This window comes from Geobacter sp. (assembly GCA_009684525.1).
Lineage (GTDB): Bacteria > Desulfobacterota > Desulfuromonadia > Geobacterales > DSM-12255 > Geoanaerobacter.
On the sequence record WKKR01000001.1, the window covers coordinates 1,205,825 to 1,231,127 of the forward strand.

Annotated in this window: 11 protein-coding genes and 2 pseudogenes; all 13 read right to left on the minus strand. The window is 54.5% G+C overall.

All coding sequences use genetic code 11. The features are described 5' to 3' along the window. Positions 1-6: 6 nt before the first annotated feature. A complete protein-coding gene (locus tag GJT30_05280; protein MSM39020.1) occupies positions 7-900 on the minus strand; it encodes a hypothetical protein in 894 nt (297 codons plus the stop codon). Further along, positions 897-1,712 (minus strand): HNH endonuclease, encoded by an 816-nt coding sequence (locus GJT30_05285; GenBank protein ID MSM39021.1) that lies wholly within the window; start codon positions 1,710-1,712, stop codon positions 897-899. Before GJT30_05285 ends, GJT30_05280 begins: the two co-directional genes overlap by 4 nt. Positions 1,713-2,129: 417 nt before the next feature. Beyond that, a pseudogene (locus GJT30_05290) lies at positions 2,130-2,533 on the minus strand (GxxExxY protein). Positions 2,534-3,014: 481 nt separating this feature from the next. Beyond that, the gene (locus GJT30_05295) at positions 3,015-3,215 is read right to left on the minus strand and encodes a hypothetical protein (protein ID MSM39022.1); all 201 of its coding nucleotides are present in this window, start codon (positions 3,213-3,215) and stop codon (positions 3,015-3,017) included. 15 nt (positions 3,216-3,230) lie between these two features. Continuing rightward, on the minus strand, positions 3,231-4,358 hold the full coding sequence (locus tag GJT30_05300) for a DUF1311 domain-containing protein (GenBank protein ID MSM39023.1): 1,128 nt from the start codon (positions 4,356-4,358) through the stop codon (positions 3,231-3,233). Next, positions 4,355-5,545, minus strand: coding sequence for a hypothetical protein (locus GJT30_05305; protein ID MSM39024.1), 1,191 nt, complete (start codon positions 5,543-5,545; stop codon positions 4,355-4,357). The genes GJT30_05300 and GJT30_05305 overlap by 4 nt, the downstream gene beginning before the upstream one ends. A 592-nt stretch (positions 5,546-6,137) precedes the next feature. After that, entirely contained in the window at positions 6,138-7,262 is a 1,125-nt protein-coding gene (locus GJT30_05310; GenBank protein MSM39025.1) for a DUF1311 domain-containing protein, read from the minus strand. A gap of 129 nt (positions 7,263-7,391) precedes the next feature. Further along, positions 7,392-7,709: pseudogene (locus GJT30_05315) on the minus strand (ATP-binding cassette domain-containing protein). Between the two features lie 108 nt (positions 7,710-7,817). After that, positions 7,818-9,236: an HlyD family type I secretion periplasmic adaptor subunit gene (locus GJT30_05320; GenBank protein ID MSM39026.1), complete on the minus strand. Its 1,419-nt coding sequence runs from the start codon at positions 9,234-9,236 to the stop codon at positions 7,818-7,820. 24 nt (positions 9,237-9,260) lie between these two features. Beyond that, entirely contained in the window at positions 9,261-10,484 is a 1,224-nt protein-coding gene (locus tag GJT30_05325) for a UDP-glucuronosyltransferase (GenBank protein ID MSM39027.1), read from the minus strand. Between the two features lie 209 nt (positions 10,485-10,693). Continuing rightward, positions 10,694-21,067 carry a hypothetical protein gene (locus tag GJT30_05330; protein ID MSM39028.1) on the minus strand — a complete coding sequence of 3,458 codons (10,374 nt, stop codon included), beginning with the start codon at positions 21,065-21,067 and terminating at the stop codon, positions 10,694-10,696. Positions 21,068-21,095: 28 nt separating this feature from the next. Next, positions 21,096-22,220, minus strand: coding sequence for a DUF1311 domain-containing protein (locus GJT30_05335; GenBank protein ID MSM39029.1), 1,125 nt, complete (start codon positions 22,218-22,220; stop codon positions 21,096-21,098). Between the two features lie 129 nt (positions 22,221-22,349). Then, positions 22,350-24,593 carry an ATP-binding cassette domain-containing protein gene (locus GJT30_05340; protein MSM39030.1) on the minus strand — a complete coding sequence of 748 codons (2,244 nt, stop codon included), beginning with the start codon at positions 24,591-24,593 and terminating at the stop codon, positions 22,350-22,352. Positions 24,594-25,303: the final 710 nt, after the last annotated feature.

Genomic DNA, 25,303 nt, shown 5'->3' on the forward strand with positions numbered 1-25,303 from the left:
GCATATTTAATTCCCACTCACCCCTACCCCAGCCACAACAATCGGCACCTCAAACATGAACCCCAAATACGGCAGTTCCCGCGTGGCCTTCTCATAACTCATCATCCCCGAATAGACCGGCGACCGCTCGCACACCGAATTTTCTCGCGCCCGCTTTTGTCCAAGCTCGCAGAGGAGCGCTGCAAATGACGTGGTCGGACAGAGGAGCAGACCAAGTCTGGCAGCCCTGTATTTACGAGCCAGCATGAACTTCACATAGTCTTGATAGTAGGAGCGGGCATTGCCGAATTCGACCTCTACCCAGACGCCGTTTTTCTCAAAATCGCACTTGAGCCCCAACTCATTTACCACCCGTTGCTCCCGCTGCCAGCCCCGCTCTGTGAGATTAGTACTGATAAGGCCGTTGTAGTCCGACTGGTTGAAGCCGACGGCATACTCCACCGCAGCCAACGACTCCCTGATCTGGCCGACCTCTGTGAAGCTCTCAAATTCCAACTTCTCCAGGTTATGCAGCTGTAGGGCGCCGATTTGCAGGACGGGAACGGTACTCTTCAGAATCGGTTTAAACAGGAAGGTAAACGGTGCAACCTCGACAATTTCCAGCAAGTTCCCAGCTGCCGACCCGCCGAATATAGCGGCAAGCCAGAACCGCAGACGCTCCTGCGCCTTGTTCTCGTAACGGAACTGGAGATGGCCGGGCTTGTTGTTCAACCGGCGAATCTCAGCTTTCACCGGTTCTTCAGCACCACACAGGATCGTCACCGGTATTTTGCCGCCTTTATCTATCGCCCGTAAACGCTCCGTCTGCGCCTCAAGAGGAATGGTCACGCCATACTTGAAGGTGGACGTTCCGACTGGGTGAAGGAACTTCAAATTTTCAAACAATGAAGGTTGCGTCATGAGTGTAAGAACACCTCTTCACGGTGCGTCTGCATAAACTCCGCATCCGGCGGGAACTTCTCCGGCATCATGATCTGCTTGCCTTCGTAATCTAGGAAGTTTCTCGTCAAGGAATCGTTAGGCAGATACTCCCGCAAATATGGGCTGAGAACGAGACGATAATTTTCGTCCAGAGTGATGAGCCCTTTGTCAAACGCCGCATCTTGGGTCTGGGCAAGACACAAGCCGTTGCGCGGATTGAGACGCTGCTCCGGATATTCGCCCCAGGGAAGGATGTGACTTGCTATCAGCAACTCCGGAACCGGGTTGCCGGTTATGCAGCAGCAACTGTTGTAGGAGGCAAGGACGCTTTGACGAAAGAACTGTTGGCCGAGGCGGGTCTTGACGGAGAGGACTTTCTCAGTAGGTCCGGAAGGCTTAATGGGAGGGTGTTTGATGGCTAATAGGTGCTTTGATTTGCTCTTTTCAGATGCGGAAGGCTTAACTAATTCGACATCATGTCCCAGCAGTTGCTGCAACCGCTCTTCACTGGCCACGCCGTACTGTTCCCAGTTGGCAGTGAACTCATTCCAAGCTTCTCGGTCCGCACGGCTCGCGCCACTCAGTCCTTTGATGCCACGGGCCTGATGATATGGGTCCAGCGATGCGAGGTTACACAACTTCATGGAAAGGCTGCTCGGCGTTCTGCCAAGCTTCTGCGCGACTTCAATAATCAGTGGGTTTCCGTGTCGAAGCTGGCCGAACGGAAGCTTGCAATAAAGGTTCATTGCCAGCATCAATTCATCATGTGTCCAAGGTTTGCCGTGGGTCATATTATTCCCAATAGGACATCATTCACTGTCTTACCCCAGCACCGCCACCTACTCCCCAATCACCCGCAAATCCTCAGCCTGCTCCTCACTCTGGGCAATCGACTCATACCCCTGGGCATTCCGGAGACGGGTATTCCGGGAGTGGAACTCCGGGACAGGAACTCTACCGGAAACTCCGGGAAACTCCGAGACAGAATATTCAACTCCTGTCAACAAAATTCAACGGGAAACCACTGCTTCGGGGTGAGAGTGAAGCTGTTCAATCCGGCCTGCAGTCTAATCCCGTCGGATAGGTATAGTTAGCCGCGATTATCGTTTACTCTCCCGCAAAAACCAAACCTGGTAACCACGGATGAACACAGATGAACACGGATGAAACCCTAAACCGGTTTGATTCTGTCGTTATCCGTGTGTATCCTATCCATCCGAGTTCCCCGATGTTACGGTATAGCCGTTCAATATCCGCTTGATTTCGATTCGCGGGGTTCCGAAGTTGATCAGCAGGCATACCTGTAATCCGGTTGCCTTGAGGTAGTTCATGCATTGCGCTAAATGAACATTGTCCAGAGCCTTGATCGCCTTCAATTCTACCAACACTTCATTTTCGACCAGCAAATCAGCAACGTAATCGCCAACCCGCACACTGTCGTAATACACATCAACACTAACTGCTGCCGTAACGATAAACCGGCTTTACATAACTCATGCGCCAGAGCGTTTTCATACACCTTCTCAAGAAAGCCACTTCCAAGAGTATTTGCCACGGCATAGGCGCAACCGATGATTTTTTCAGTTACCACTTCATTCATATTCGAATCCATTCTGGTAACCACTGATGAACACGGATGAAACCTTACAACCGGTTTGGATTCTGCCGTTATCCGTGTGCATCCTATGCATCCGAGTTGCAGAGCCTTCTATCGCAGGGCATCAAGGGCTGCCAGCACCCTTGCCAAATCCATTCTGGTAACCACGGATGAACACGGGTGAAACCTTATAACCGGTTTGGATTCTGCCGTTATCCGTGTGTAGACCCACTAGTGTAAAAAATCTTTACACCCTCCAAAAAGCGAAAAACCCGCCTTTGGGGCGGGTCAGGGTGTATTGATATGGATCTGGTCCGGGCTGAGCGTCATGACATGACTCCAGACGTTGTATTGGCAAGGATTTATGAGCATATAGCACATATCTCATTTATCTGTCGAGGTATTTCTTCCCCTGACCCTTGCCGGAGACCCGGCGCCAGAGCTGCAGGCTGCTGCAGAACCGAGGCCGGCAGACGAATCCTGAGGTCACGAATCATTAGGGGGTTCCACAGACAGTCACTGCTCGTTGCACCTGATCTTGTTTAACCTTACTCCAAGTCACAAGTGCAATACCTTTTCCTACTGTTGGAATTCCAATATGATCAAAATATACTTTTGTCCGAAAATCTTCATTTTCTAATAAAAAAGCATCTCTCATATCGCGGTATGCCTGGTTTGTCTGGTAAGTGCCGTTCATGAATATCTCCTTGCGCTATTTATTGATATTGAATTCAAAGTTACAGAAGTAATGTTGGCCATCTTGAAAGTGTTGTGTCGGCACAAAGGTCAAGAATTTATTGCCCAATCCATGATCTACAAGTTTCCAACTCATAGCTTCATTACCTATAGATAATATCCCAGCATAATCTGAATATGGCATTGGGTCTTTTTCACCGATATCATTTACTTCGTAGAATTCTATGGAATAAGCATAGATTGAAGAATTTGCCCTTAGTCCGTCTGGGCTCAGTTCAGTTGTCCCCAACGTTAAACTATCTCTTTTCAAATCGGGCAATATCTGAACGGCTATTGGATGCTTGAATCCGGCGCTTGTATCAGGACGGGCAAATATCATATAAACAGAATTTCTGCGCGCATCTAACTCAAGTTCGTTTGAGCTTATTCCCCAAAAGAGATCGAATCGTTTTTTGTATTTGGACATATCCTTCACCGTCTTACCTTGAGCAAAATAGAGCTTCTGATTGTCATAAGCCATCTGCCGTACTTTTTCAAATAGTGCCCACTTTTGTTGTGAAGTATTGGCAAATTCGGTTGGAACTGGCACGGTGGCTTGGGGAAGCTTCTTCCAGACTTCTTTACATACTGGAGTTTGGCTTCGGTTTAGTGGAGCATCGATTTGTATTTTTTTCGCTGAGCGCACCAGTGTCTTAAGCTGCTCCAACTGCTTGTTTAACAGTTGGATAATCTCTTCCTGTGTTGGGCCGACTGCCGTGGGGGATGTGGCGCGGGCAAAGGCGGAAACATTGTGCAACTCTTTGATACGTGTCTGGTAAGAGTTTGTAAGGCAGTCAGGTTTTGTTGCACAGGGAGATTTCCGGGGATTCAGGCCTGACAGCCACTCGCGCTGGCTTGCAATGAGCTTCTTCAACTCCTTCGGACGATCTTTCAACTCAACCTTGGCCCCAGCATAGGCTGTGGCCATCTCTTCATCCAGCTTTGACAGCTTCGGATCGGCGCAGACGGTCTTTTCCATCACGCTCTTTGCCTTGGCGCAGTCGAAGCTTGCCCCGTGTGCCGGCCCGGCAGCTAATCCCACAGCCAGCTGCAACGCAGCCGCTATTGCAATCAATCCCTTGTTGATTCTGGTGAACATGCTCATGCCGCCCTCCTTTCGGGTTCAATTTCATAGGCTGAATTATCGCTATTTCTTGGAAGCCTGTTGTTCCACTGGTTGATGAGGTTGCGGTAAGTCGTGTCGATGAGCGGGTTGTCGGTATTGGTTGGGGCGGTGGTGACGGTTCCTGCGGTTGTCGTGCCGGTGATATGGTCGCTTCTCCTCACGTTGCCGAAGGAGAGGTATTCCACCCGGTAGCGCGGGTTGCGCTCTTCAAGCGAGCCAGCCATGCCGGAGGTGTCGGCCCAGGCAAGGAGCAGCTCGTCCAGAAGCGCCAGCTGCTCGGCCCTGGTTGCGGCACTGCTAAAGCGGGTGAGGATGTCTGCAAGAGTCGGCGACAGCGTTGCAGCCTCCTGCAGGTCCCGCACTTTGCCGGAGCCGGTCATGTCGGGGAGGTCGATGACGGTTTCCGGGATGTCGATTGTGTCGATAAACCAGCGACTGGAGGGATCATTGGCCAAGTTGACGTCGGCAGTGGTGCCGGTGGTGCCGTCGGTTTTGGTAAAGGTACCGACAGAGGCAATCGTGTTGCCGTTCTGTGCCTGGTTGCGGGCAACGGCGTCGAGGTTGATGGCAGCAATCCCCATATCGGCCAGGGACATAAGTTCATCGACCTGGGAGATGCCGTCCTGGTTTAGGTCGCGCCAGATCTTCAGCTCGCCGAAGGCAACGTCCGAAGAGTCAATCTTCCCATCTGCGTTTGTGTCCAGGTCGGTCAGGGCGGCATAGCCGTCGGTTGCCTGAGCGCCGCTGGAAAGTAGTGTCCGGTCGCCGAACAGCTCCCGGCCTGTGTCGATGGTGCCGTTACCGTTCACGTCCCGCACCAGCAGGCCGTCGTCGCTCTTTATCCAGCCGGTTCCGGTGGCGATGTTGTCAGAGTTGTGATCGAAGAGAACGCCTGCGCCGACTGCCACGGTTTCGACCCCGTCGCCGTCAAGGTCGAATACCAGCGGGTCGCGACGGGGTGGCGGGACGGTTTTGGATTGCGCTGTTTCCGCGATGGCTTTTTTCAGTTTGGGAGGCGTCGGAGGTTGCCAACTAGGGTCAAGAAATTTACCTGCTCTTTTAGTTCGTGGACGATACTTGGGGCCACCATGAAGGTATAATTCATCTGCTACCAGCTTATTGGAAGCACTGGTATTTATTAACTCGGCTGCCTGTTTTCCTCCCATTTTCCATCGCCCATTATAATATGCATCAATCAATACGATTCGTTGCTTTTCTGTCAAGGTAGCTGGGTTAATTCCCATTTTTTTTAACTTACTGTCCAGGCCTTTTTCATGCCTATCAAGAACGCTAATGGAGGCATCTTTTGCTTGGCTATTGCCGATTGAAGGGCTTGCCGTCACCTCCCATTTATCATTAAGCGCACCGAACGCTTCAACGATCTTTTTTCCGCGTTCAGTGTTGGAAAAAGCAGAAAGCTCGGCTTTGTTCGGTTCGTGTGTATTATTAATAAATTCAAGTGCTTTTAGAGCAAATGATTCTATGGCAAGATATTCTGATGATTGTGCACCAAGCACACTTTTTAGAGCGTTAAGATTGTCCCAATATATATCAAATGTTCGCACTGAATTTGTATAAGTGTCAGTTCTAACCAGTAAGGCAACCCCTTTCCCAATTGTTGGGACACCGACTGAATCAAAGTATATCGTTGTGCGAAAATCTTCATTTTTTGTTAAGAATGAGTCTCTCAAATTTCGATAATTTTGGTTACTGAGGTAAGTGCCATCCATAGTAATCTCCTCCTATACAAGTTGAATTTTACTTAATATTATATGTACATAGTAATTCTTGTTCAGTTTGTGGATCTAGGACGGGACGTATAGAGATGTCCACACCTGTTTCGACATTATTTTTGAGGTCCCAAAACAAGACGTTATAATTTAGTGCAATAAGGCCAGCATTATCTGATGGAGTCATAGTGTGATTATCCTCATATATTTCATTATAAAATTCTTCTGAAAATGCTACAGATGAAAGGCCTGGAGTAAATAACCAAACACCGTCAGGACCAAGCCGTTTTCTCTCTATCGATAGTCCATTGTCTTCAATATCTAGTAATATTTTAACAATGATCGGCTGTTTAAAGCCGTTTATATTCTGAGTATTGTTATATAGTTGGTATACTGTATCTTTACGTTTTCCTAATTCGATGTTCTTATTATATTCATTCCATTTATAATCTAGGTTTATTTTCCGTTGTGCTATATTCTTAGCTGTATTGCCTTGTGTGAAATATAGTCGCTGATTGTCATATGCCATTTCCCGTAATCTTTCGAACAAATTCCGCTTCTGTTCAGAAGTATTGGCAAATTCAGTCGGGACGGGAACGGTGGCTTGGGGAAGCTTCTTCCAGACTTCTTCGCAAACTTGGACTTTGTCACGGTTTAAGGGGGCTTCAGATTTTACGCTTTTTGCCGAACGCACTAAGGTCTTAAGCTGCTCCAACTGCTCGTTCAACCGCTGCATGACCACTTCCTGGGTGGGACCGACTGCCGTGGGCGATGTGGCGCGGGCAAAGGCGGAGGTATACTGCAGTTCCTTGATCCGTGTCTGGTACGAATTTGTGAGACACTCTGTCCTGGCTGCACAGGGAGATTTCTGGGGCTTCAGGCCGGTCAGCCACTCGCGCTGGCTACTAACGAGTTTCTTCAACTCCTTCGGGCGATCTTTCACTTCAGTCTTGGCTTTAGCGTAGGCAGCAGCCATCTCTTCATCCAGCTTCGACAGTGTCGGATCAGCGCAGACGGTCTTTTCCATCACGCTTTTGGCCTTGGCGCAGTCAAAGCTTGCCCCGTGTGCCTGTCCGACAGCCAATCCCATAGCAAGCGGCAGCGCCGCTGCTACGGCAATCAATCCCTTCTTGATTCCAGTGAACATGCTCATGTTGCCCTCCTTTCGGATTCAATTTCGTAGGTAAAATTTTGCTGTTTCTAAAAATCCTGTCCCACTGGGTGATGAGTGAGCGGTAGCTGTCGTCGATGAGCAGGTTGTCGGCGTTGGCAGTCGGGATAATTATTCCGCACTCTCTTCGCCATCCTTTGCCTCCTGCTCCACCACCCCCATCATCCGCGGCTGCTTCGGCTCTGCAGCGAATCGGAACACTTCGTCCACCTGGAGCCCTTTGGGTAACTGGTGGGTGATGAAGAGCATCGTCACCTTTCCCTTCAGGGCGTTGACCGTGGCGGCGAAATGCTCGGCCGTCTGCTGGTCGAGGTTGGAGGTCGCTTCGTCGAAGATCAGGATACGGGGGCGCTTGAGTAGCGCTCGGGCGATGGCGATCCGTTGCCGCTGGCCACCCGAGAGCCCTACCCCCTGCTCACCGATCTCTGATCCCCCAAAGGGACGCCAAACCACTGTTGGATGCAGAACAGTCCGATCTCTCCACTTGCAGTTATTAAGCTGCTTGTCATAGGTATATGATGTGGGATTGCTTATCGATTACCGCTCCCGACCAGCCTCCTGGAATGCCTTGGACACCGGAGAAAACAGGTACTCAAGGACTGAGCGGGTGCCGAGCTTGATTTCAGCAGCGACCTGCATCCCCGGCGTCAGTCCGTGGGCCTTGCCGTCGGTCATGAGTTGTTGGCTGGAAAGCGTGACCAGGGTCTTGTAGAAAAGCCTGGAGTCGACCTTTTTCCCCGAGTTGTCTTCTTGCGCGGAGAGATTCGCGCTGTCACGGTTATCGCTGGCATCGGCGCTGACCTGTTCGACCCGGCCATCGATCATGCCATATTTCTGGAAGGTATAGGCGCTGAGTTTGAGCTTGACCTGCTGGTTGGGACGGACAAAGCCCACATCCTCGTTGGAGACCCATACCTCGGCCTGCAGTGGCTCGTCGAGCGGCACCAATGTCATGAGGATCGTCCCCGGATCCACGACGGTACCTGCGGTATGGGTGGCGAGATCCTTGACGACACCGGCCTGGGGTGCTTTTAACTCCAGAAGATCATGCTGGTGCCGTTGCTTGGCGAGTTCCTGTCGAACCTTATCCAGCTGGCCGGTTGTCTCGACCCGCTCCGTCTGCAGTTGACGCAGGTAATCGGCTGCAATCTGCTCCATTCTCTTCTGGGCCTGGGTGATAATGGCCTGAGAGCTCATCATGACGAATTCCTGGGCTCGAAGATCCTGCTCCTTCTCGATACGCTCGCTTCTTTTGGCAGACGTTTCAAGCCTTGACACATGCCCGTCCCTGAGAAGCTGATCATAGGCGTTCTCCTGCTCCCGGTAGTGCGGCAGAATCTGTTCGAGCTTTTTCTTCACCTCCCGGGCAGAGGCCATTTCCTGCCTGGCCTTTTCCAGTACGCTTCGCTGCTCATCCAAAGCGGTTTCATTGGAACGCCGATTAGCATTGTATTGTGCATATACCTGGGCATAGAGGTCTGTGGGGTCCCCGATTTCGCGGTTCAGAGACGTACCCCCCAACTCCGCCTCAATCCGCCGCAAAGTAAGGGTCAGACGGTGATATTCGGACACGATCGATTTTCCCTGGGCATCGGACAATACTGCATCCATGCGCAAGAGTACCTCCCCTTTCCGGACCGACTGCCCTTCCCTGACCAGGATTTCCTTCACTATCCCCTGCTCTGCCGGCTGAACGATCTTCAGGTACGTCTGCGGCACCAGCTTGCCGTCTGCCACCGCAACGATATCGAGTCGGCCGATGGCAGCCCAGACCAGCAGCCCCGCAAACAGAACAATCACCGTTTTCAGCACCGCTCTGCCCAATGGAACGGGAGGCTTCCCCTGAAGACGAACGATGGCAGGAGAAAAATCGAGCGGATCTGTTTCCGAAGTCTTGAACAGCCGGCCGGATATCCTCGAAAAGAGGGATTGCTTCATTTCGTTCGGTTCTTTCATGGCTGCAGAATCTCCTGAGCATATTCACCAGTTCCGAAAAGACTGGTGCGCATCTCTATAGCCTGGCAATCGTTCGATGGTCTTGACGAGGCGTTCTATCACAACATCCTGATCGTACTGCGAGTATTTTCGCGCTAGGGCTCCAGCCTGTTCCCGATAAACCGATTCCACAAGCAAACGGTTCAACGCGGATTCGAATTGTGGGGAAATATTTGAGCGATCCACTCCAATGCCGCTCCCCAGACGTTCCACATTTCGAGTGCTCAGCCACTGTTCGACGGAAATGGGGATTGCCAGCGTCGGCACGCCGGCGAGCATGGTTGCAGCCATCATTCCGTGACCGCCGTGGCTTACGACCACCTGGGCGCGTTTCAGTATCGTTGATATCCTGAGGCGCTGGGTACTGATCTTCAGTCGTTCGCCCGAGAATGCCGTCCGATCTGTATCGCTGATACCTGGAATGACGACGATGACGTTCGCACCACTCTTCTTCAGTACCTCCATGACCGTCGATACCCCCCGGAACGGCCTCAGGTATGCAAATATGCAGGGTTTACCGTCTTCAATCGGCCAGATCCATTCGTCGCCGTCATCAAGCATGCACAAAGGGCCGATGTAGTACCCGCCACGACGCCCAGGGTAGTGATCGAGTTCGGGTAGGGTTGCCAGCAGGGAGATGTTGGCCTTGAGGGCTTGTTGCAGGCTATCGGACGCAGGCAACCCCAGCGAAGCAGTGCTCTCGTTGATAGTATCGAGCAGACCACGCTCCCTCATGAGCAATTCATTGTTGGAAACTTTCAGCCAGGGACGAAAGCAGGGAAACGGGGCCACATCCGGGGGGAGCTCAAAACCAGTACCGATAGAAATGCACGGGAGACCGGCCATCCTGGCGGCAAGTTGAGCCGACGGCGCATACTGCGCCACGAGCAGATCGGGATGGACGATATTGAAGAGATGGTGCCACGATTCAACCAGACCACTCAGGATGTTGACGTCGTCGAATCCGGCTTCAGCCAGGATATCGGCAAAGCTTGCCGGTTTGCTGACGGTACGTCTGCGGGCTCCGCATGCCGGGGCCTGCAGAAAACGGAAACCGTCGGAGCCCAGGAGATTATGGGCGATCGCGACGTCCTTGACGGCAAAAAGGACTTCGTGCCCACGCTGCCTCAACCTGCGAGCAATCGGCACCATTTGCGTCAAATGGCCGAAATTAGCGCCCAATTCCCATGCAAAAAGTATCCTGGTCATGGGGGCAATCCGTCATCAGGTTGTCCCATAGCCTGAAGATGGAACAGACACCGTCTGTTGCCGGAATCCGGCCAAAGCGCAATCAGTTGCCCCGATGGAGGAACCGACGCTTCGCCCTGCCCGCATGGACGTGCAGATAGAGGAGCGAAAGCGGTCATCAGGCAGCTTCGTGCTACCCTGATTATGTCCCGGCAAACGAGCACTGCAGACTATCCCAGCGTGACGGCGCCCTCTTGAAGGCCGGAAAGGGTCTTGAGAGCCTGTGGTGCCGTACCGAACTGAGGCTGCGCCAGCAGATCCTGCGCGGCTGCCAGGCCTATTCCCCCGAGATCACCGTTCTTTCCGTACTGATAGGCCAGGTCTCCGCCGATCGCTTCAGTATCGCTCCCCCCGAGATGGAACTGAGTAAGAGCACTCGAGAGCGACCAGGAAGTCAGACAGGGATTTGCAGCCAAGGCTTGGTCAAATTTGTCTGCCAATCCTGAAAAGTTGAATTTCTCCACCTTATTATCGCGTAGCAGGTCATCCCCCCCGGAGTTGAAGTCTTCAGCCGCTTCCTCGATCATCTGCAGCGTAAGAACGTTCCGGTTGCACGATGAGTAATACCATCCTTTCAAAGTTACGGTATCCCCACCGGCAGCATCGAGCACCAGATCGAATCCGCTTTTTCTGAAACTCAGATCTGAATACTTGATGCCACCTCCCAGGCTCAGTACGTTGTCAGTTCCAATATTTCCATACACACAGTCGGCACCGTCACCGCGATTGAACGATATGATATCCACACCAGAACCGGTTTCGATAATGTCATTGCCCGTTCCGCCTATGAATTGCTCGTTGCCGCTGCCACCAAGCAGAATATCCGCCCCTGTTCCGCCATCCAGCAGGTTCTTCCCTGTCCACCCTCTCAGATAGTCGTTGTCCGCGCCTCCCTGGAGGATGTCGTTACCAGCACCTCCATCCATTTTGTCGCTACCGCTACCACCGGACAACAGATCATTGCCCGAACTTGCCCAGAGAACATCATTTCCGCTGCCGCCATCGAGAATAGTATCGCCATAACCATATCGATAACTGGTCAGATCGATCAAATCGTTACCAGCACCAGTCATAATCCGTTCAACACCCGCGATATTTGGCCCCTGGCACAACAATCCCCGGTCGAGAAAGATTGCATCATCCGAATCGGTCCCTACTAGTGTGTCAAAATCCTCCCCACCATCATACAGGTCATAACTCATCTTTTTGCCATTAATGAATTCAACGGCAAAACTCCCCCACACTCCCGGACTGCCCACATTTATCGCAACATCGAACAGGCCGGCAGAATAGTCAGGTGAAAACACCAAAGTATCGTCTCCTTCCCCCGCCAACAGCGTATCGCATCCACCCCCTCCATCCAGCGTGTCATTGCCGACGCTGCCGGTCAGTGTATCGTTGCCGGCGGTACCGACAATGATCGGCGGTGGAGCAGTTGCCAACAGGAATGTGTCGTCAACCGCCAGACCGGCTTGATCAGAGACACTTACCCGAATGTCAATGGTGCTCGCGCTTCCTGCCAGCGGCGTACCACTGAAGGTGCCAGTGACGGCATCGAACTGCAACCATGCTGGCAGCGGATCGCCATTGGCAAGTGTTGCGGCGTAACTCAACTGGTCACCGGCATCGATATCAACGAAAGTACCTGATGGAATCCGGAAGCTGAACGGCTCGCCTTCTATCGCCAACTGGTCGGCCAGGGAAGAGGCAACCACAGGCGCATCGTTGACGTTCTCGACGGTAACAATGAAGCTGCTTTCCGCAACGGCACCGGAGAGGTCAGTAGCACGTACCATTACTCCGATGTCGCCCACTTCAGAGTTCCCCGGTGTACCGCTAAAAGTGCCGGTGGCAGCATCGAACTGCAACCAAGACGGCAGCGGATCGCCATTGGCAAGCGTTGCAGCGTAACTCAACTGGTCACCGGCATCGATATCTACGAAAGTACCTGATGGAATCTGGAAGCTGAACGGCTCGTCTTCTGTCGCCGAATGGTCGGCCAGGGAAGAGGCAACCACAGGCGCATCGTTGACATTGTTTACCGTCAGAGTAACGGTGTGGCTCGCCAGGGCACCGAGCGGGTCGGTTGCGGAGACCGTTAGCGTGAAAGAGCCGACATCCGCATTGCCAGGCGTACCGCTCAGGGTCCGGGTTGCCGGATCGAAGACGAGCCACTCCGGTGGCATGTCGTAACCGGATGCCTCCACCCGGTAGGTCAACCGGTCGCCGTCGGCATCGCTGAAGGCCGATTCCGGCAGCAGGAAGACGAACGGCTGGTCCTCGATGGCGGTCAGGTCGGCGAGGAGGCCCTGCGCCGTCGGGGCGCTGTTGGTCAGTTCGCGATAACTGAAAGTGCGGCCGTCGGAGAATTCGAAGGTATTGATCACCTGCGAACCGTTGGCTCCGGAGGGATCGAAGTTCTGCACGAACACCTCGTCGCCAAAGGAACCGTAAGATATTCTCAGGGTATTCCCTTCAAGCGAGAGAGTAACATCCTCACGACCGATGCCCTGGCCGAACGTGACGATATTGCCAATACCGTTTTCTGCGGCATCAATGATGGTATCTGCACCATCTCCGAGGTTCAGCACATAGGCATCCCGCCCACTACCGCCATCAAGGGTATCACTGCCAACACTGCCGGTCAGGACATCGTTGCCATCGCCGCTGTGGAGGAGATCCGCTCCCTCATAGCCATACAGCCGGTCGCCCAGGTTTGTCCCGGAAAGTTCATTGCCATCATTATCCCCTTCCACCACAAAGGTGTTGCGGACCAATTCCTTGAACGAAAGGGCCGTGCCATCATCGAACAGGAAGGTATCGACCGATCGGGGGCTGCTGTCCACATCGTCCGGATTGAACCCCGCCAGGTTGATCTCATCCCCATTGTCGAAGGCAATGATCAAGGTGCCTCTGTCGCTGTAACTATCTTCAGGAGGCTCAAACCTAAGGTGTTGGAGCATATCATCCGCCGTGATCCCCGGGCCGAACCTGAGCGTATTGCCGATCCCTTCTTCCTGGTCATCCTCGATATACAGTACACCATCGCCCTGATTGAAGAGATAGGTGTCATCCCCCGCGCCTCCTTCCAGATCGTCCCAGCCCGTTCCGCCGGCCAGCAGATCGTCGCCACTGCCGCCGTAGATGTAGTCATATGTCGCCGTACCCAGCAGGGTCTCGCTGTTATCTGTCCCGATGATGCTGAATCCGTTCCAATCGATCAGTTCATCGTATGAATATGTCGGCCCGTTCTGCCCGAACCGGAAGTACTCGACAGCCCGGTTGCCGAACGGGTCCATTCGGTCGAACCCGGTCAGGTGTATTTCGTCGCCAGAATCCCGCATCTTCAGGACCAGTGTCCCCTTCTCCGGATCGTGAGTCAGATATACCATCCCCATATGCATGCCATCCGGGAGTACAACGGTATTCCATTCGCCCGGAGCGGAAGCATCGTCTATGGTATCCACTCCATGTCCAGCTTCAAAGAGATAGACATCGTCTCCGCTCCCCCCTTCCAGCAGGTCGTCACCGGCAAGCCCGCGAATCCGGTCGTCGCCGGGAGTGCCGCCAAGGGTGTCCTGGCCAGGAGTGCCGACGATCTCGAACCCACTCACCAGATCCGAGAAACTCAGGCTCGTGCCGTCTGAAAAGGTAAAATTCCCCACCGGCTGCGGCATGCCCGGAATATTGGGATCGAATCCCTCGAACCTGATCGCATCGCCGCCGTTACCGACCCGGATCACCAGCGTTCCTTCTTCAACCTCGGCCCGGATATCCCACGGCATGATGCCATCACCGAACATGATGCCGTTTTCCATGCCGGGAGTGCTGATGTCGACAATGGTGTCTCGTCCGTCGCCCAGGTTGAACTGGTAGATGTCATTGCCGTTGCCGCCGATCAGCCGGTCGTTGCCGCTGTCGCCATAGAGGGTGTCGTCGCCCATCCCACCGGTGATGATATCGATGCCGGCGGTCCCTGCGATGGTGGCCCCTTCGTCCGTCGGGGCGGCAAAGGAAATGCCGAGATCCAGGATGTCTTCCTGCTCTGGTTCAAACCCATCGGAGAAGCTGAAGATATCGATTGCCGTGGTGAGTGTCGGGCGCGAGGGGTCGTAGCCGGCAATTTTGAGCCGGTCTCCCGTGGCGGGGATGTCGATGATCAGGTATCCCTCAGACACCGAGAATCTGAGATCGGAGAAAGCAATGCCGGGTCCGAACCTGAGGACATTAACGGCGGGGACCCCTCCGTAATCGCCTCCGTAGCCGCCGTAATCACCGATAACCTCGCCACCGTAACCGTCGCTATCGATGGATGCATCGAGGTAATAATCCTCGATGGTCAGGATGCCGTCGCCGGCGTTGAACAGATAGGTGTCCGAGCCGTAGCCGCCGACGGCGAGATCGTTACCGGGTCCGGCATGGATAAGGTCGTATCCGTCGCCGCCGTACAGGACATCGTCGCCGTCGCCACCATAGATGTCGTCGTTGCCGCCGCCGCCATCTATGCGGTCGCGGCCCGAGGCACCTTCCAGGTAGTCGTCGCCGTCGAACGCAATGATGAGATCGTTACCTGCCCCTCCGTTCAGCGTGTCGTTCCCCTGCGTGCCGAATACGATGTCGTCGCTGTCTGTGCCGGAACTTACGGCGTTGTAATGGGGAGCCGCGAAAACATCGCCGTTTTGAGCGTATGAAACTGCCGGATCTCCACCGGACGGAAGTGTGCTCAGGGTGATATCGTAGGCCTCCGCATTCGCAAAGATCGACACCGGGTGGGCTTCATCCGAGTTGATGAGCGAGCCGCTCCGGCTCCGCACGAGAGATGCCAGATCGATCAAGGTGATCCGCCCCTCCGCATCGACGAACTGGACCCGGTGCAGCGGCAGGGAGGTGTTTTCAGACCAGTCGTCCCTGTTGTACCACGGAGCAGTGACGCTGCCGCCGGTTCCGCTGTCGACGAGAATGACGAGATCCCCCTCCGCGTTCAGATAGGCTGAAAGGTCGCCGGGAGCGATCCCGGCGCCGAACAAGAGCGTCTTGACTCCGGAATCGTTCCAGTACTGGTTTATATAGTCGTTTCCGTCGCCGCGGTTGAACAGGTAGGCATCGTCGCCGGCCCCTCCGGAGATATAATCGTTTCCGGTTCCGCCTGCCAGCACGTCGTTGCCGTTCCCCCCTCTGAGGTTGTCGTTGCCGCTGTCTCCCGAAATAACATCATTACCGTTGCCGCCTTCTAGCCAGTCGTCGTTGCCTCGCCCTTTCAGCCGGTCGTCGCCGTTGTTGCCGGATATGTCGTCGTCGGCATTACTTCCCCTGAGGAAGTCGTCGTAGTCGGAGCCCCCTTGGGAACCGGCAACACCTCCGTCGGCAAGGGCAACGATCTGCTCCAGGGTCATCTCTGTGCCGTCGGCGAAGCGGAACCGGCGCACCGGTGAGCGGCCGATATCGGAAAAATCGGCGTTATTGATCTCGATGGCGTCGTCTCCACCGATGCCGATGACCAGTCTCCGATATCCGATATCGGTGGGCTGCGGGTCAGACATGTAATAGCAGGCGTCGACTTGCACCTGGAGATCGGCAGGCGTAATCCCCGTACCGAACTCAACCGTATCGTCAACACCGTCGCTTACGACCGCGTTCACGAAGTCGAGCCCGTCCCCCCGTTCGTAGCGGTAGATGTTCGTTCCGGCCCCGCCGAACAGGGTATCGCGGCCGGCGCCGCCGTCTAGGGTGTCGTTGCCGTCATCCCCCTTCAGATAGTCGTCGCCGTCGCCGCCGGTGATCAGGTCGTTCCCCCCACCACCGGAGATATTGTCGTTTCCTGCTCCGCCGTCCAGCGTGTCGTCCCCCTCCAACCCCAGGATGGTGCTGTTGAGAGCGGTCCCCGTGATAGTGTCGCCATTGAAGGTGCCGACGATCGTCTCTCCGAAAACAGGAGTGCCGATGATCATGTCAACGTCGGACCTGGTCAGAACCGTGCCGTCGTCGAAAAAGAATTGTTCGATCATGCCCGTTGAGTTCATGATCCGCAACGAGTCGGCAGAGTCGTTTAGGCGGACGAGCAGGTCGTTGCCGTCGCGGGAAAAAACGACGTCGTTCGTGGCGATACCGGGAAGGAACCGGACGGTATCGACATCCACCAATCTCATCTCTTCCTCGATGACATCGCTGCCGTACCCCCGGCCGAACCAGTAGGTATCGCTCCCGGATCCGCCCATAAGCCGGTCGTTGCCGCTGCCGCCGTCCAGAACGTCGCCCGACGGGGTCCCCTCGATGACATCGTCGCCGTCCGTTGCCAACAGGGCACGTTGCTGCATCGCGGTAAAATCCCATGTCTCGCCGTTCGCGAAACGCACTTCCTCCACCCGATCATAAACTTCCGATTCGCTGAACCCTTTCTTTACGGTAAGGATGTCTTCGCTGCCGTTGATGGAGAGAACCATGTCATCCCCGTGACGCCGGACGGTTACATCGGTGGGGAGAATATCGTCGCAGAAGGCGACCACATCGGTCGATGGCTGTGCATAGTAGTACCCGTCGAACCGCTCGTAGGCGGTGTCGCGTCCGTACCCCCGGCCGAACCGGTAGGTGTCGTCCCCTTCGCCCCCTTCCAGCCAGTCGTCGCCACCGGCACCAATGAGGGTGTCGTTACCCTGATCGCCGGAAATGCGATCGGAGCCTTCGCCACCGTCTAGGGTGTCGTTTCCCCATCCGCCGAATATCTTGTCAGAACCGTCATGTCCCCGGATGGTTTCGCCGCTTGCGCTCCCAAGGATCGAGTCGTCGCCGTCGGTGCCGTCGATTGTCAGGCGCGCTTCCACGGCGTCAGGGCCGAGCAGGGTGCCGTCGGCGAACTCCAGCCGCTCGATCTTGTAGTAGTTGCTGCCATAGCCGAACCACCCCTTGACGGTGATGCTGTCGCTGCCGCTTCCCAGGACTATCAGGAGATCGGTCCCCGTCCGGGCAAAGCTGACGGCATCGACAGTCACCCCCTCCGAGAAGCGGATCGTGTCGCTGCTCCCGCCCCGCCAGTCGTAGTCGCAGATGGTGTCGTGGCCGGAACCGTAGCCAAAGATGTAGGTATCGTTGTCCTGAGGGGCACTGTCAAGATAGCCGCCGTCGTAGTAACGGCTGTTGCTGCCATTGATGCAGTCGTCGCCGGCGCCGCCGTCGATCAGGTCGTTGCCGGTCCCGGCATATATGGTGTCGTTACCGTCGCCCCCGGAAATCAGATCATTCCCCCCACGGGCATCGATGGCATCGTCGCCCCCCCTGCCGGTGATGACATCGTCTCCGCGATAGCCGATGATAGTATCGGCGGCCTCGGAGCCGGCCAGGAGCCGGTCGCGGATGGTGCTGGCGGTCCAGAGTGTGCCGTCGGCGAAAGCGATCTGCTCGATTTCGTAGGTATGTTCATTCTCTGAGTAGTGATTCTCGTGGAAGTATTTGCTGATCGTAACGCTGTCACCGCTGTCCATGATCGTCAGGACCAGGTCTTCATCGTTCCTTGCGATTGCAACGTCTGCGGGGGTAATGTCGTCCGCGAATCTCAGGATATCCGTGTTGGTCGTATCGTCGCCGTCTCTGATCGTGTCGTGGCCCGATCCCCGGCCGAAGAGGTAGGTGTCGTTGCCGTTGGCAGTAACGGTTTCGTAGTATCGCTGTTGCCCGGTGGTGTAGTCCCTGTAGATATTTGCGGAGCCGATGAGGAGGTCGTCCCCGGACCCGCCGTCCATGGTGTCGTCTCCGTCGCGGCCAATGATGGTGTCGTTGCCGCCGAGTCCTGAGATGGCATCGCTCAGGCGGCTGCCGATGATCCTGTCGTTACCCTCCGTAGGGAGTTCGACAGCGGCGCGCAACGCATCCTCCTTGCTCCAGACTGTGCCGTCGGCAAAGATGAAGCTGCCTATGGAACTGAGCTCATACGAAGACCAGTTCATGGTCCAGACACTGGCGATGGTCAAGGTCTCGCCGGTATCGACAATGGTGAAAAGCAGGTCGTCGTAGGGGAGGTTGGAGGCCGTTACCCGGATATCGCCCGGATTGAGCCCGGAGAACAGCACGCTGTTGTTCCCCTGGCCGTCGGTTATGGTGTCGTTGCCACTGCCGCGGCGGAAGATGTAGGTGTCGTCCCCTGTTTCGCCCATGAGCCGGTCGTTGCCGCCACCGCCGGAAAGGGTGTCGTCTCCCGCCCCGCCCACCAGCGTCTCGTTGCCCGCACCCCCCAGAAGCGTATCGCTGCCGCCCGCGCCGTAGATGGTCCGCGCCTGCTCGTCGCCCAGGATGATGTCGTCGTTGCCGGTCCCTGCTGCGCCGTTGAAACGGACATTGAGCTCGTTGTATAGCGCCTGCAGTTCGGGGGTGACCGCTATGGTGCGGATGGCATCCTCCATCATGGTTAAGCCGTCCCACTGGGTGCCGGAGAGGAGCTCCCGCGTGTATTTGTTGAACTCGATCAGGTCGGTGAGGCCGTTGACCGGGTCAACGGCAAGCTTGTCCTGGAAAGACTGGTTGACGCCGCTGAAGTCGAGGATGACGGCAACGTCATCGGTTTCGATGCCTTCAGGAATGACAATTTCTTCGTGGATATTGTCGAGATAGCCTTGCAGCCGAGTCTGAACGACCAGGGTGTCATACACCGCCTCACGCAGCGACCGGTAGGCCGATGCCAATAGGTCCAGTTGCCGCTGATCAAAGTTGATCGCCAGGCCGGGTTTTCCCTTGTTGACGCCGGAGAGGGCGGTGCTCCCGGAATAATCCACCCACATCCCAATGGCTGCTGCGCCGCCGTCCTGGGGCTGGCCCGGGAGGCCGAAGAAGTAGCTGCCGTTGAACGCCTCCAGGATATGGACCTTATCGTTCCACTGGTTGATGAGGTTGCGGTAAGCGGCATCGATGTGTGGGTTGTCGGCGTTGGCAGGGGCGGTGGTGACGGTTCCTGCGGTTGCCGTACCGGTGATATGGTCGCTTCTCCGCACATTTCCGAAGGAGAGGTATTCCACCCGGTAGCGCGGGTCGCGCTCTTCAAGCGAGCCAGCCATGCCGGAGGTGTCGGCCCAGGCAAGGAGCAGCTCGTCCAGAAGCGCCAGCTGCTCGGCCCTGGTTGCGGCACTGCTAAAGCGGGTGAGGATGTCTGCAAGAGTCGGCGACAGCGTTGCAGCCTCCTGCAGGTCCCGCACTTTGCCGGAGCCGGTCATGTCGGGGAGGTCGATGACGGTTTCCGGGATGTCGATTGTGTCGATAAACCAGCGACTGGAGGGATCATTGGCCAAGTTGACGTCGGCAGTGGTGCCGGTGGTGCCGTCGGTTTTGGTAAAGGTACCGACAGAGGCAATCGTGTTGCCGTTCTGTGCCTGGTTGCGGGCAACGGCGTCGAGGTTGATGGCAGCAATCCCCATATCGGCCAGGGACATAAGTTCATCGACCTGGGAGATGCCGTCCTGGTTTAGGTCGCGCCAGATCTTCAGCTCGCCGAAGGCAACGTCCGAAGAGTCAATCTTCCCATCTGCGTTTGTGTCCAGGTCGGTCAGGGCGGCATAGCCGTCGGTTGCCTGAGCGCCGCTGGAAAGTAGTGTCCGGTCGCCGAACAGCTCCCGGCCTGTGTCGATGGTGCCGTTACCGTTCACGTCCCGCACCAGCAGGCCGTCGTCGCTCTTTATCCAGCCGGTTCCGGTGGCGATGTTGTCAGAGTTGTGATCGAAGAGAACGCCTGCGCCGACTGCCACGGTTTCGACCCCGTCGCCGTCAAGGTCGAATACCAGCGGGTCGCGACGGGGTGGCGGGACGGTTTTGGATTGCGCTGTTTCCGCGATGGCTTTTTTCAGTTTGGGAGGCGTCGGAGGTTGCCAACTAGGGTCAAGAAATTTACCTGCTCTTTTAGTTCGTGGACGATACTTGGGGCCACCATGAAGGTATAATTCATCTGCTACCAGCTTATTGGAAGCACTGGTATTTATTAACTCGGCTGCCTGTTTTCCTCCCATTTTCCATCGCCCATTATAATATGCATCAATCAATACGATTCGTTGCTTTTCTGTCAAGGTAGCTGGGTTAATTCCCATTTTTTTTAACTTACTGTCCAGGCCTTTTTCATGCCTATCAAGAACGCTAATGGAGGCATCTTTTGCTTGGCTATTGCCGATTGAAGGGCTTGCCGTCACCTCCCATTTATCATTAAGCGCACCGAACGCTTCAACGATCTTTTTTCCGCGTTCAGTGTTGGAAAAAGCAGAAAGCTCGGCTTTGTTCGGTTCGTGTGTATTATTAATAAATTCAAGTGCTTTTAGAGCAAATGATTCTATGGCAAGATATTCTGATGATTGTGCACCAAGCACACTTTTTAGAGCGTTAAGATTGTCCCAATATATATCAAATGTTCGCACTGAATTTGTATAAGTGTCAGTTCTAACCAGTAAGGCAACCCCTTTCCCAATTGTTGGGACACCGACTGAATCAAAGTATATCGTTGTGCGAAAATCTTCATTTTTTGTTAAGAATGAGTCTCTCAAATTTCGATAATTTTGGTTACTGAGGTAAGTGCCATCCATAGTAATCTCCTCCTATACAAGTTGAATTTTACTTAATATTATATGTACATAGTAATTCTTGTTCAGTTTGTGGATCTAGGACGGGACGTATAGAGATGTCCACACCTGTTTCGACATTATTTTTGAGGTCCCAAAACAAGACGTTATAATTTAGTGCAATAAGGCCAGCATTATCTGATGGAGTCATAGTGTGATTATCCTCATATATTTCATTATAAAATTCTTCTGAAAATGCTACAGATGAAAGGCCTGGAGTAAATAACCAAACACCGTCAGGACCAAGCCGTTTTCTCTCTATCGATAGTCCATTGTCTTCAATATCTAGTAATATTTTAACAATGATCGGCTGTTTAAAGCCGTTTATATTCTGAGTATTGTTATATAGTTGGTATACTGTATCTTTACGTTTTCCTAATTCGATGTTCTTATTATATTCATTCCATTTATAATCTAGGTTTATTTTCCGTTGTGCTATATTCTTAGCTGTATTGCCTTGTGTGAAATATAGTCGCTGATTGTCATATGCCATTTCCCGTAATCTTTCGAACAAATTCCGCTTCTGTTCAGAAGTATTGGCAAATTCAGTCGGGACGGGAACGGTGGCTTGGGGAAGCTTCTTCCAGACTTCTTCGCAAACTTGGACTTTGTCACGGTTTAAGGGGGCTTCAGATTTTACGCTTTTTGCCGAACGCACTAAGGTCTTAAGCTGCTCCAACTGCTCGTTCAACCGCTGCATGACCACTTCCTGGGTGGGACCGACTGCCGTGGGCGATGTGGCGCGGGCAAAGGCGGAGGTATACTGCAGTTCCTTGATCCGTGTCTGGTACGAATTTGTGAGACACTCTGTCCTGGCTGCACAGGGAGATTTCTGGGGCTTCAGGCCGGTCAGCCACTCGCGCTGGCTACTAACGAGTTTCTTCAACTCCTTCGGGCGATCTTTCACTTCAGTCTTGGCTTTAGCGTAGGCAGCAGCCATCTCTTCATCCAGCTTCGACAGTGTCGGATCAGCGCAGACGGTCTTTTCCATCACGCTTTTGGCCTTGGCGCAGTCAAAGCTTGCCCCGTGTGCCTGTCCGACAGCCAATCCCATAGCAAGCGGCAGCGCCGCTGCTACGGCAATCAATCCCTTCTTGATTCCAGTGAACATGCTCATGTTGCCCTCCTTTCGGATTCAATTTCGTAGGTAAAATTTTGCTGTTTCTAAAAATCCTGTCCCACTGGGTGATGAGTGAGCGGTAGCTGTCGTCGATGAGCAGGTTGTCGGCGTTGGCAGTCGGGATAATTATTCCGCACTCTCTTCGCCATCCTTTGCCTCCTGCTCCACCACCCCCATCATCCGCGGCTGCCGGGGTTGCGCCCCGAACCGGAATACCTCGTCCACCTGAAGCCCTTTGGGTAGCTGATGGGTGATGAAGAGCATCGTCACCTTTCCCTTCAGTGCGTTGACCGTGGCGGCGAAATGCTCGGCCGTCTGCTGGTCGAGGTTGGAGGTCGCTTCGTCGAAGATCAGGATGCGGGGTCGCTTGAGCAGCGCACGGGCAATGGCGATCCGCTGCCGCTGACCACCCGACAGCCCTACCCCCTGCTCGCCGATCTCAGTCTTGTACCCCTGGGGGAGCGATTCGATCAGATCGTGGATTTCCGCCTGGCGGCAGGCATGGACGATCTCCGCGAAACCGGCATGGGGACTGGCATGGCTCAGGTTGTCGTAGATGCTCCCGGAGAAGAGGACGGTCTCCTGCGGGACCACACCGAAGATGCTCCTCAGTTCGTTGGCCGACAGGTAGCGGATGTCGCTGCCGTCGATCCGGATCTGGCCGTCGGTCGGCTGGTAAAAGCCGAGAAGCATCTTTGCCAGGGTGCTCTTGCCGCAGCCTGACGGTCCCATCAGCACGCTCAGGTGCCCGGCCTTGAAGGTAAGATTCAGGTTGCGGTAGAGATAGGGGTGTTCAGGGCTGTAGCGGAAGCTCACGTCCTTGAGTTCGATCGCTCCGCCCTGCTGGGTGCTTGTCCGGGCGGGTGTCAGGGCATACGGCTCGCTCGGCATGTCCATGACGTCGCCGAGACGCTTGACCGCGATATCGGCCTGCTGGAACTCCTGCCAGAGCCCCACGAGCCGCAGCATCGGCTGGCTCATCCGGCCGGAGAACATCTGGAAGGCCACCAGCTTGCCGATGGTAAACCCGTCATTGTGCATGACCAGGAGCGCCCCCACCGCCAGGATGGCCAGGGTCATGAGCTGCTCCAGCGCGTTGGCAACGACATTGTAGGTATTGGAAAGCTGCCTGGTGGAGAAACCCGCAGCCAGGTACGAGGCGAGGTAATCGCCGTATCGCTGCTCCAGCACCGGCTCCATCTGCAGCGACTTGACCGTGCTCATCCCTGCCACGTATTCGGTGACGAATGCCTGGTTGCGGGCGCCGAGGAGGAACTGGCCGTTGAGTTTCTCCCGAAAGACCGGGGTTACCAGGACACTCATCAGTGCAATGAGGCACATGATCCCGAGCGATATCAGAGAAAGCTGCCAACTGTACCAGAACATCACGGCCAGGAAGATGAGGAGGAAGGGGAAATCGAGCAGCAGGGTGACGGCGGCACCGCTGACGAACTGGCGGATACTCTCAATACCCTGCAGCCGGGCGACCAGCACGCCGGTGGGACGGTGCTCGAAGAACGGCAGCGGCAGGCGCAACAGGTGGCGGAACACCTGGCTGCCGAGGACGGCATCGATCCGGTTGCCGGTATGGAGCACCAGGTACTGCCGCAGCCAGGTCATGACGGCGCTGAAGACCATGAAGATCAGCATCCCCACGGCAATGACGATCAGGGTGCTCCGGGTCTGGTGGACGACCACCTTGTCGATTACCACCTGGGTGAAGAGCGGGGTAGCCAGACCGATCAACTGGATGACCAGCGATGCCAGCAGCACATCGCGCCAGATCTTCTTGTGTTTCAGGAGCTCGGGGATGAACCAGCGGAAACCGAATCTGTTGGCGTTGCTCCCAGCCGGCATGGAGGCGTTAGCCGTGCCGGTAGCCTCTTCGCCATCGGCCTGCCCTGTGGAAGCCCTGGATATCAGCAAAATCTCATGGGCACCGCGTTCAGCAAGGTCCTGCAGGGTGGTCGTTTCCGGTGTCTGGGATCCTGCGCGGAAATAGAGCAGCCGCTCACCGTCTACCTTGACGATAAGAACCGGCTTGATGATTCCGAAAAGATCGACTGCTGGATCCTGCTGCCCTGCATGGCTCATTTCAGGCGCCAAAACCGGCTCCTCCCCGAAGAATGCAAGAGCCGGCAGGGGGACGTTGCCAAGACTTTTGGTTGAGACCAGCCAATCGAGAGTACCGACCTTGAATCCAAGGGCAGTGAGTGCGGTCTGCAGGGTGGATATTGAGCAAGGGGGCGGGAACTGGCGTTCGATGAGCACCGGGTCGAACGGGATGCGATGGAGTTGGCAGATGCTACCGAGCACCCAGAGCAAATCGGTGCCGGAAAAATGCCGTGTTTCAGGCTTTCGATTTACCATGGTATCGGCACGCACTGCTTTCAATCTGACCTCATCAGGCTTCTAAGACACCAAATGATCTTAAAACGTAGATCAAATCTCACGAGAACATGTCCTCGGTCTTACATCTGTCGCCTCCGTCCAAAACTGCTGGATTCCTTGGCACCAGCCACAATCCAATGCATATCGTCGAGCATACAACTATAGGGTTACACTATTTCTCCGCTCAATTCAAGCAACAATACAACATAACTATTTAAAATTATTGTGTAAAATTTCTTTACGGTGGATAATTTCTTTACACTGTAATATTTTTTTACACCTATCCATACGTTTTGGTATCAGCACTTTGGTCTTATCTTTGATGCCTACCTTCGCCCATTAGCCATGTAAAATTATTAATAATTGTGGGGTTATACTTGTGGAAGCGATTGAGCAACAGTGCAGGTATTTTTTGGGAAAAAGGAGGGAACTTTTCTGCCAACTCGGTATTGATTCGCCATGCCCAAAAAAGCAAAACCCGGCACAGTTTGGGAACAGTACCGGGTACATTTTGCAAAGGCCAGCTATATCTAACTGAACCTTTTATGTTTTACTGGAGCGGGAAACGGGATTCGAACCCGCGACCTTCAGCTTGGGAAGCAGGCACACTGGCGTTTCTGGCTTTTTCAATTTGTCTCTCAATTAATCATATACCCTGCTTATCACCTTGACTTAACTGCGTTTTTGTC

What these genes read in the sequence shown, in the direction of transcription:
- GJT30_05280 (MSM39020.1), bottom strand. Translation starts at nt 900, where the DNA reads ATGACGCAACCTTCATTGTTTGAAAATTTGAAGTTCCTTCACCCAGTC.
- GJT30_05285 (MSM39021.1), bottom strand. Translation starts at nt 1,712, where the DNA reads ATGACCCACGGCAAACCTTGGACACATGATGAATTGATGCTGGCAATG.
- GJT30_05295 (MSM39022.1), bottom strand. Translation starts at nt 3,215, where the DNA reads ATGAACGGCACTTACCAGACAAACCAGGCATACCGCGATATGAGAGAT.
- GJT30_05300 (MSM39023.1), bottom strand. Translation starts at nt 4,358, where the DNA reads ATGAGCATGTTCACCAGAATCAACAAGGGATTGATTGCAATAGCGGCT.
- GJT30_05305 (MSM39024.1), bottom strand. Translation starts at nt 5,545, where the DNA reads ATGGGAGGAAAACAGGCAGCCGAGTTAATAAATACCAGTGCTTCCAAT.
- GJT30_05310 (MSM39025.1), bottom strand. Translation starts at nt 7,262, where the DNA reads ATGAGCATGTTCACTGGAATCAAGAAGGGATTGATTGCCGTAGCAGCG.
- GJT30_05320 (MSM39026.1), bottom strand. Translation starts at nt 9,236, where the DNA reads ATGAAAGAACCGAACGAAATGAAGCAATCCCTCTTTTCGAGGATATCC.
- GJT30_05325 (MSM39027.1), bottom strand. Translation starts at nt 10,484, where the DNA reads ATGACCAGGATACTTTTTGCATGGGAATTGGGCGCTAATTTCGGCCAT.
- GJT30_05330 (MSM39028.1), bottom strand. Translation starts at nt 21,067, where the DNA reads ATGGATGGCACTTACCTCAGTAACCAAAATTATCGAAATTTGAGAGAC.
- GJT30_05335 (MSM39029.1), bottom strand. Translation starts at nt 22,220, where the DNA reads ATGAGCATGTTCACTGGAATCAAGAAGGGATTGATTGCCGTAGCAGCG.
- GJT30_05340 (MSM39030.1), bottom strand. Translation starts at nt 24,593, where the DNA reads ATGGTAAATCGAAAGCCTGAAACACGGCATTTTTCCGGCACCGATTTG.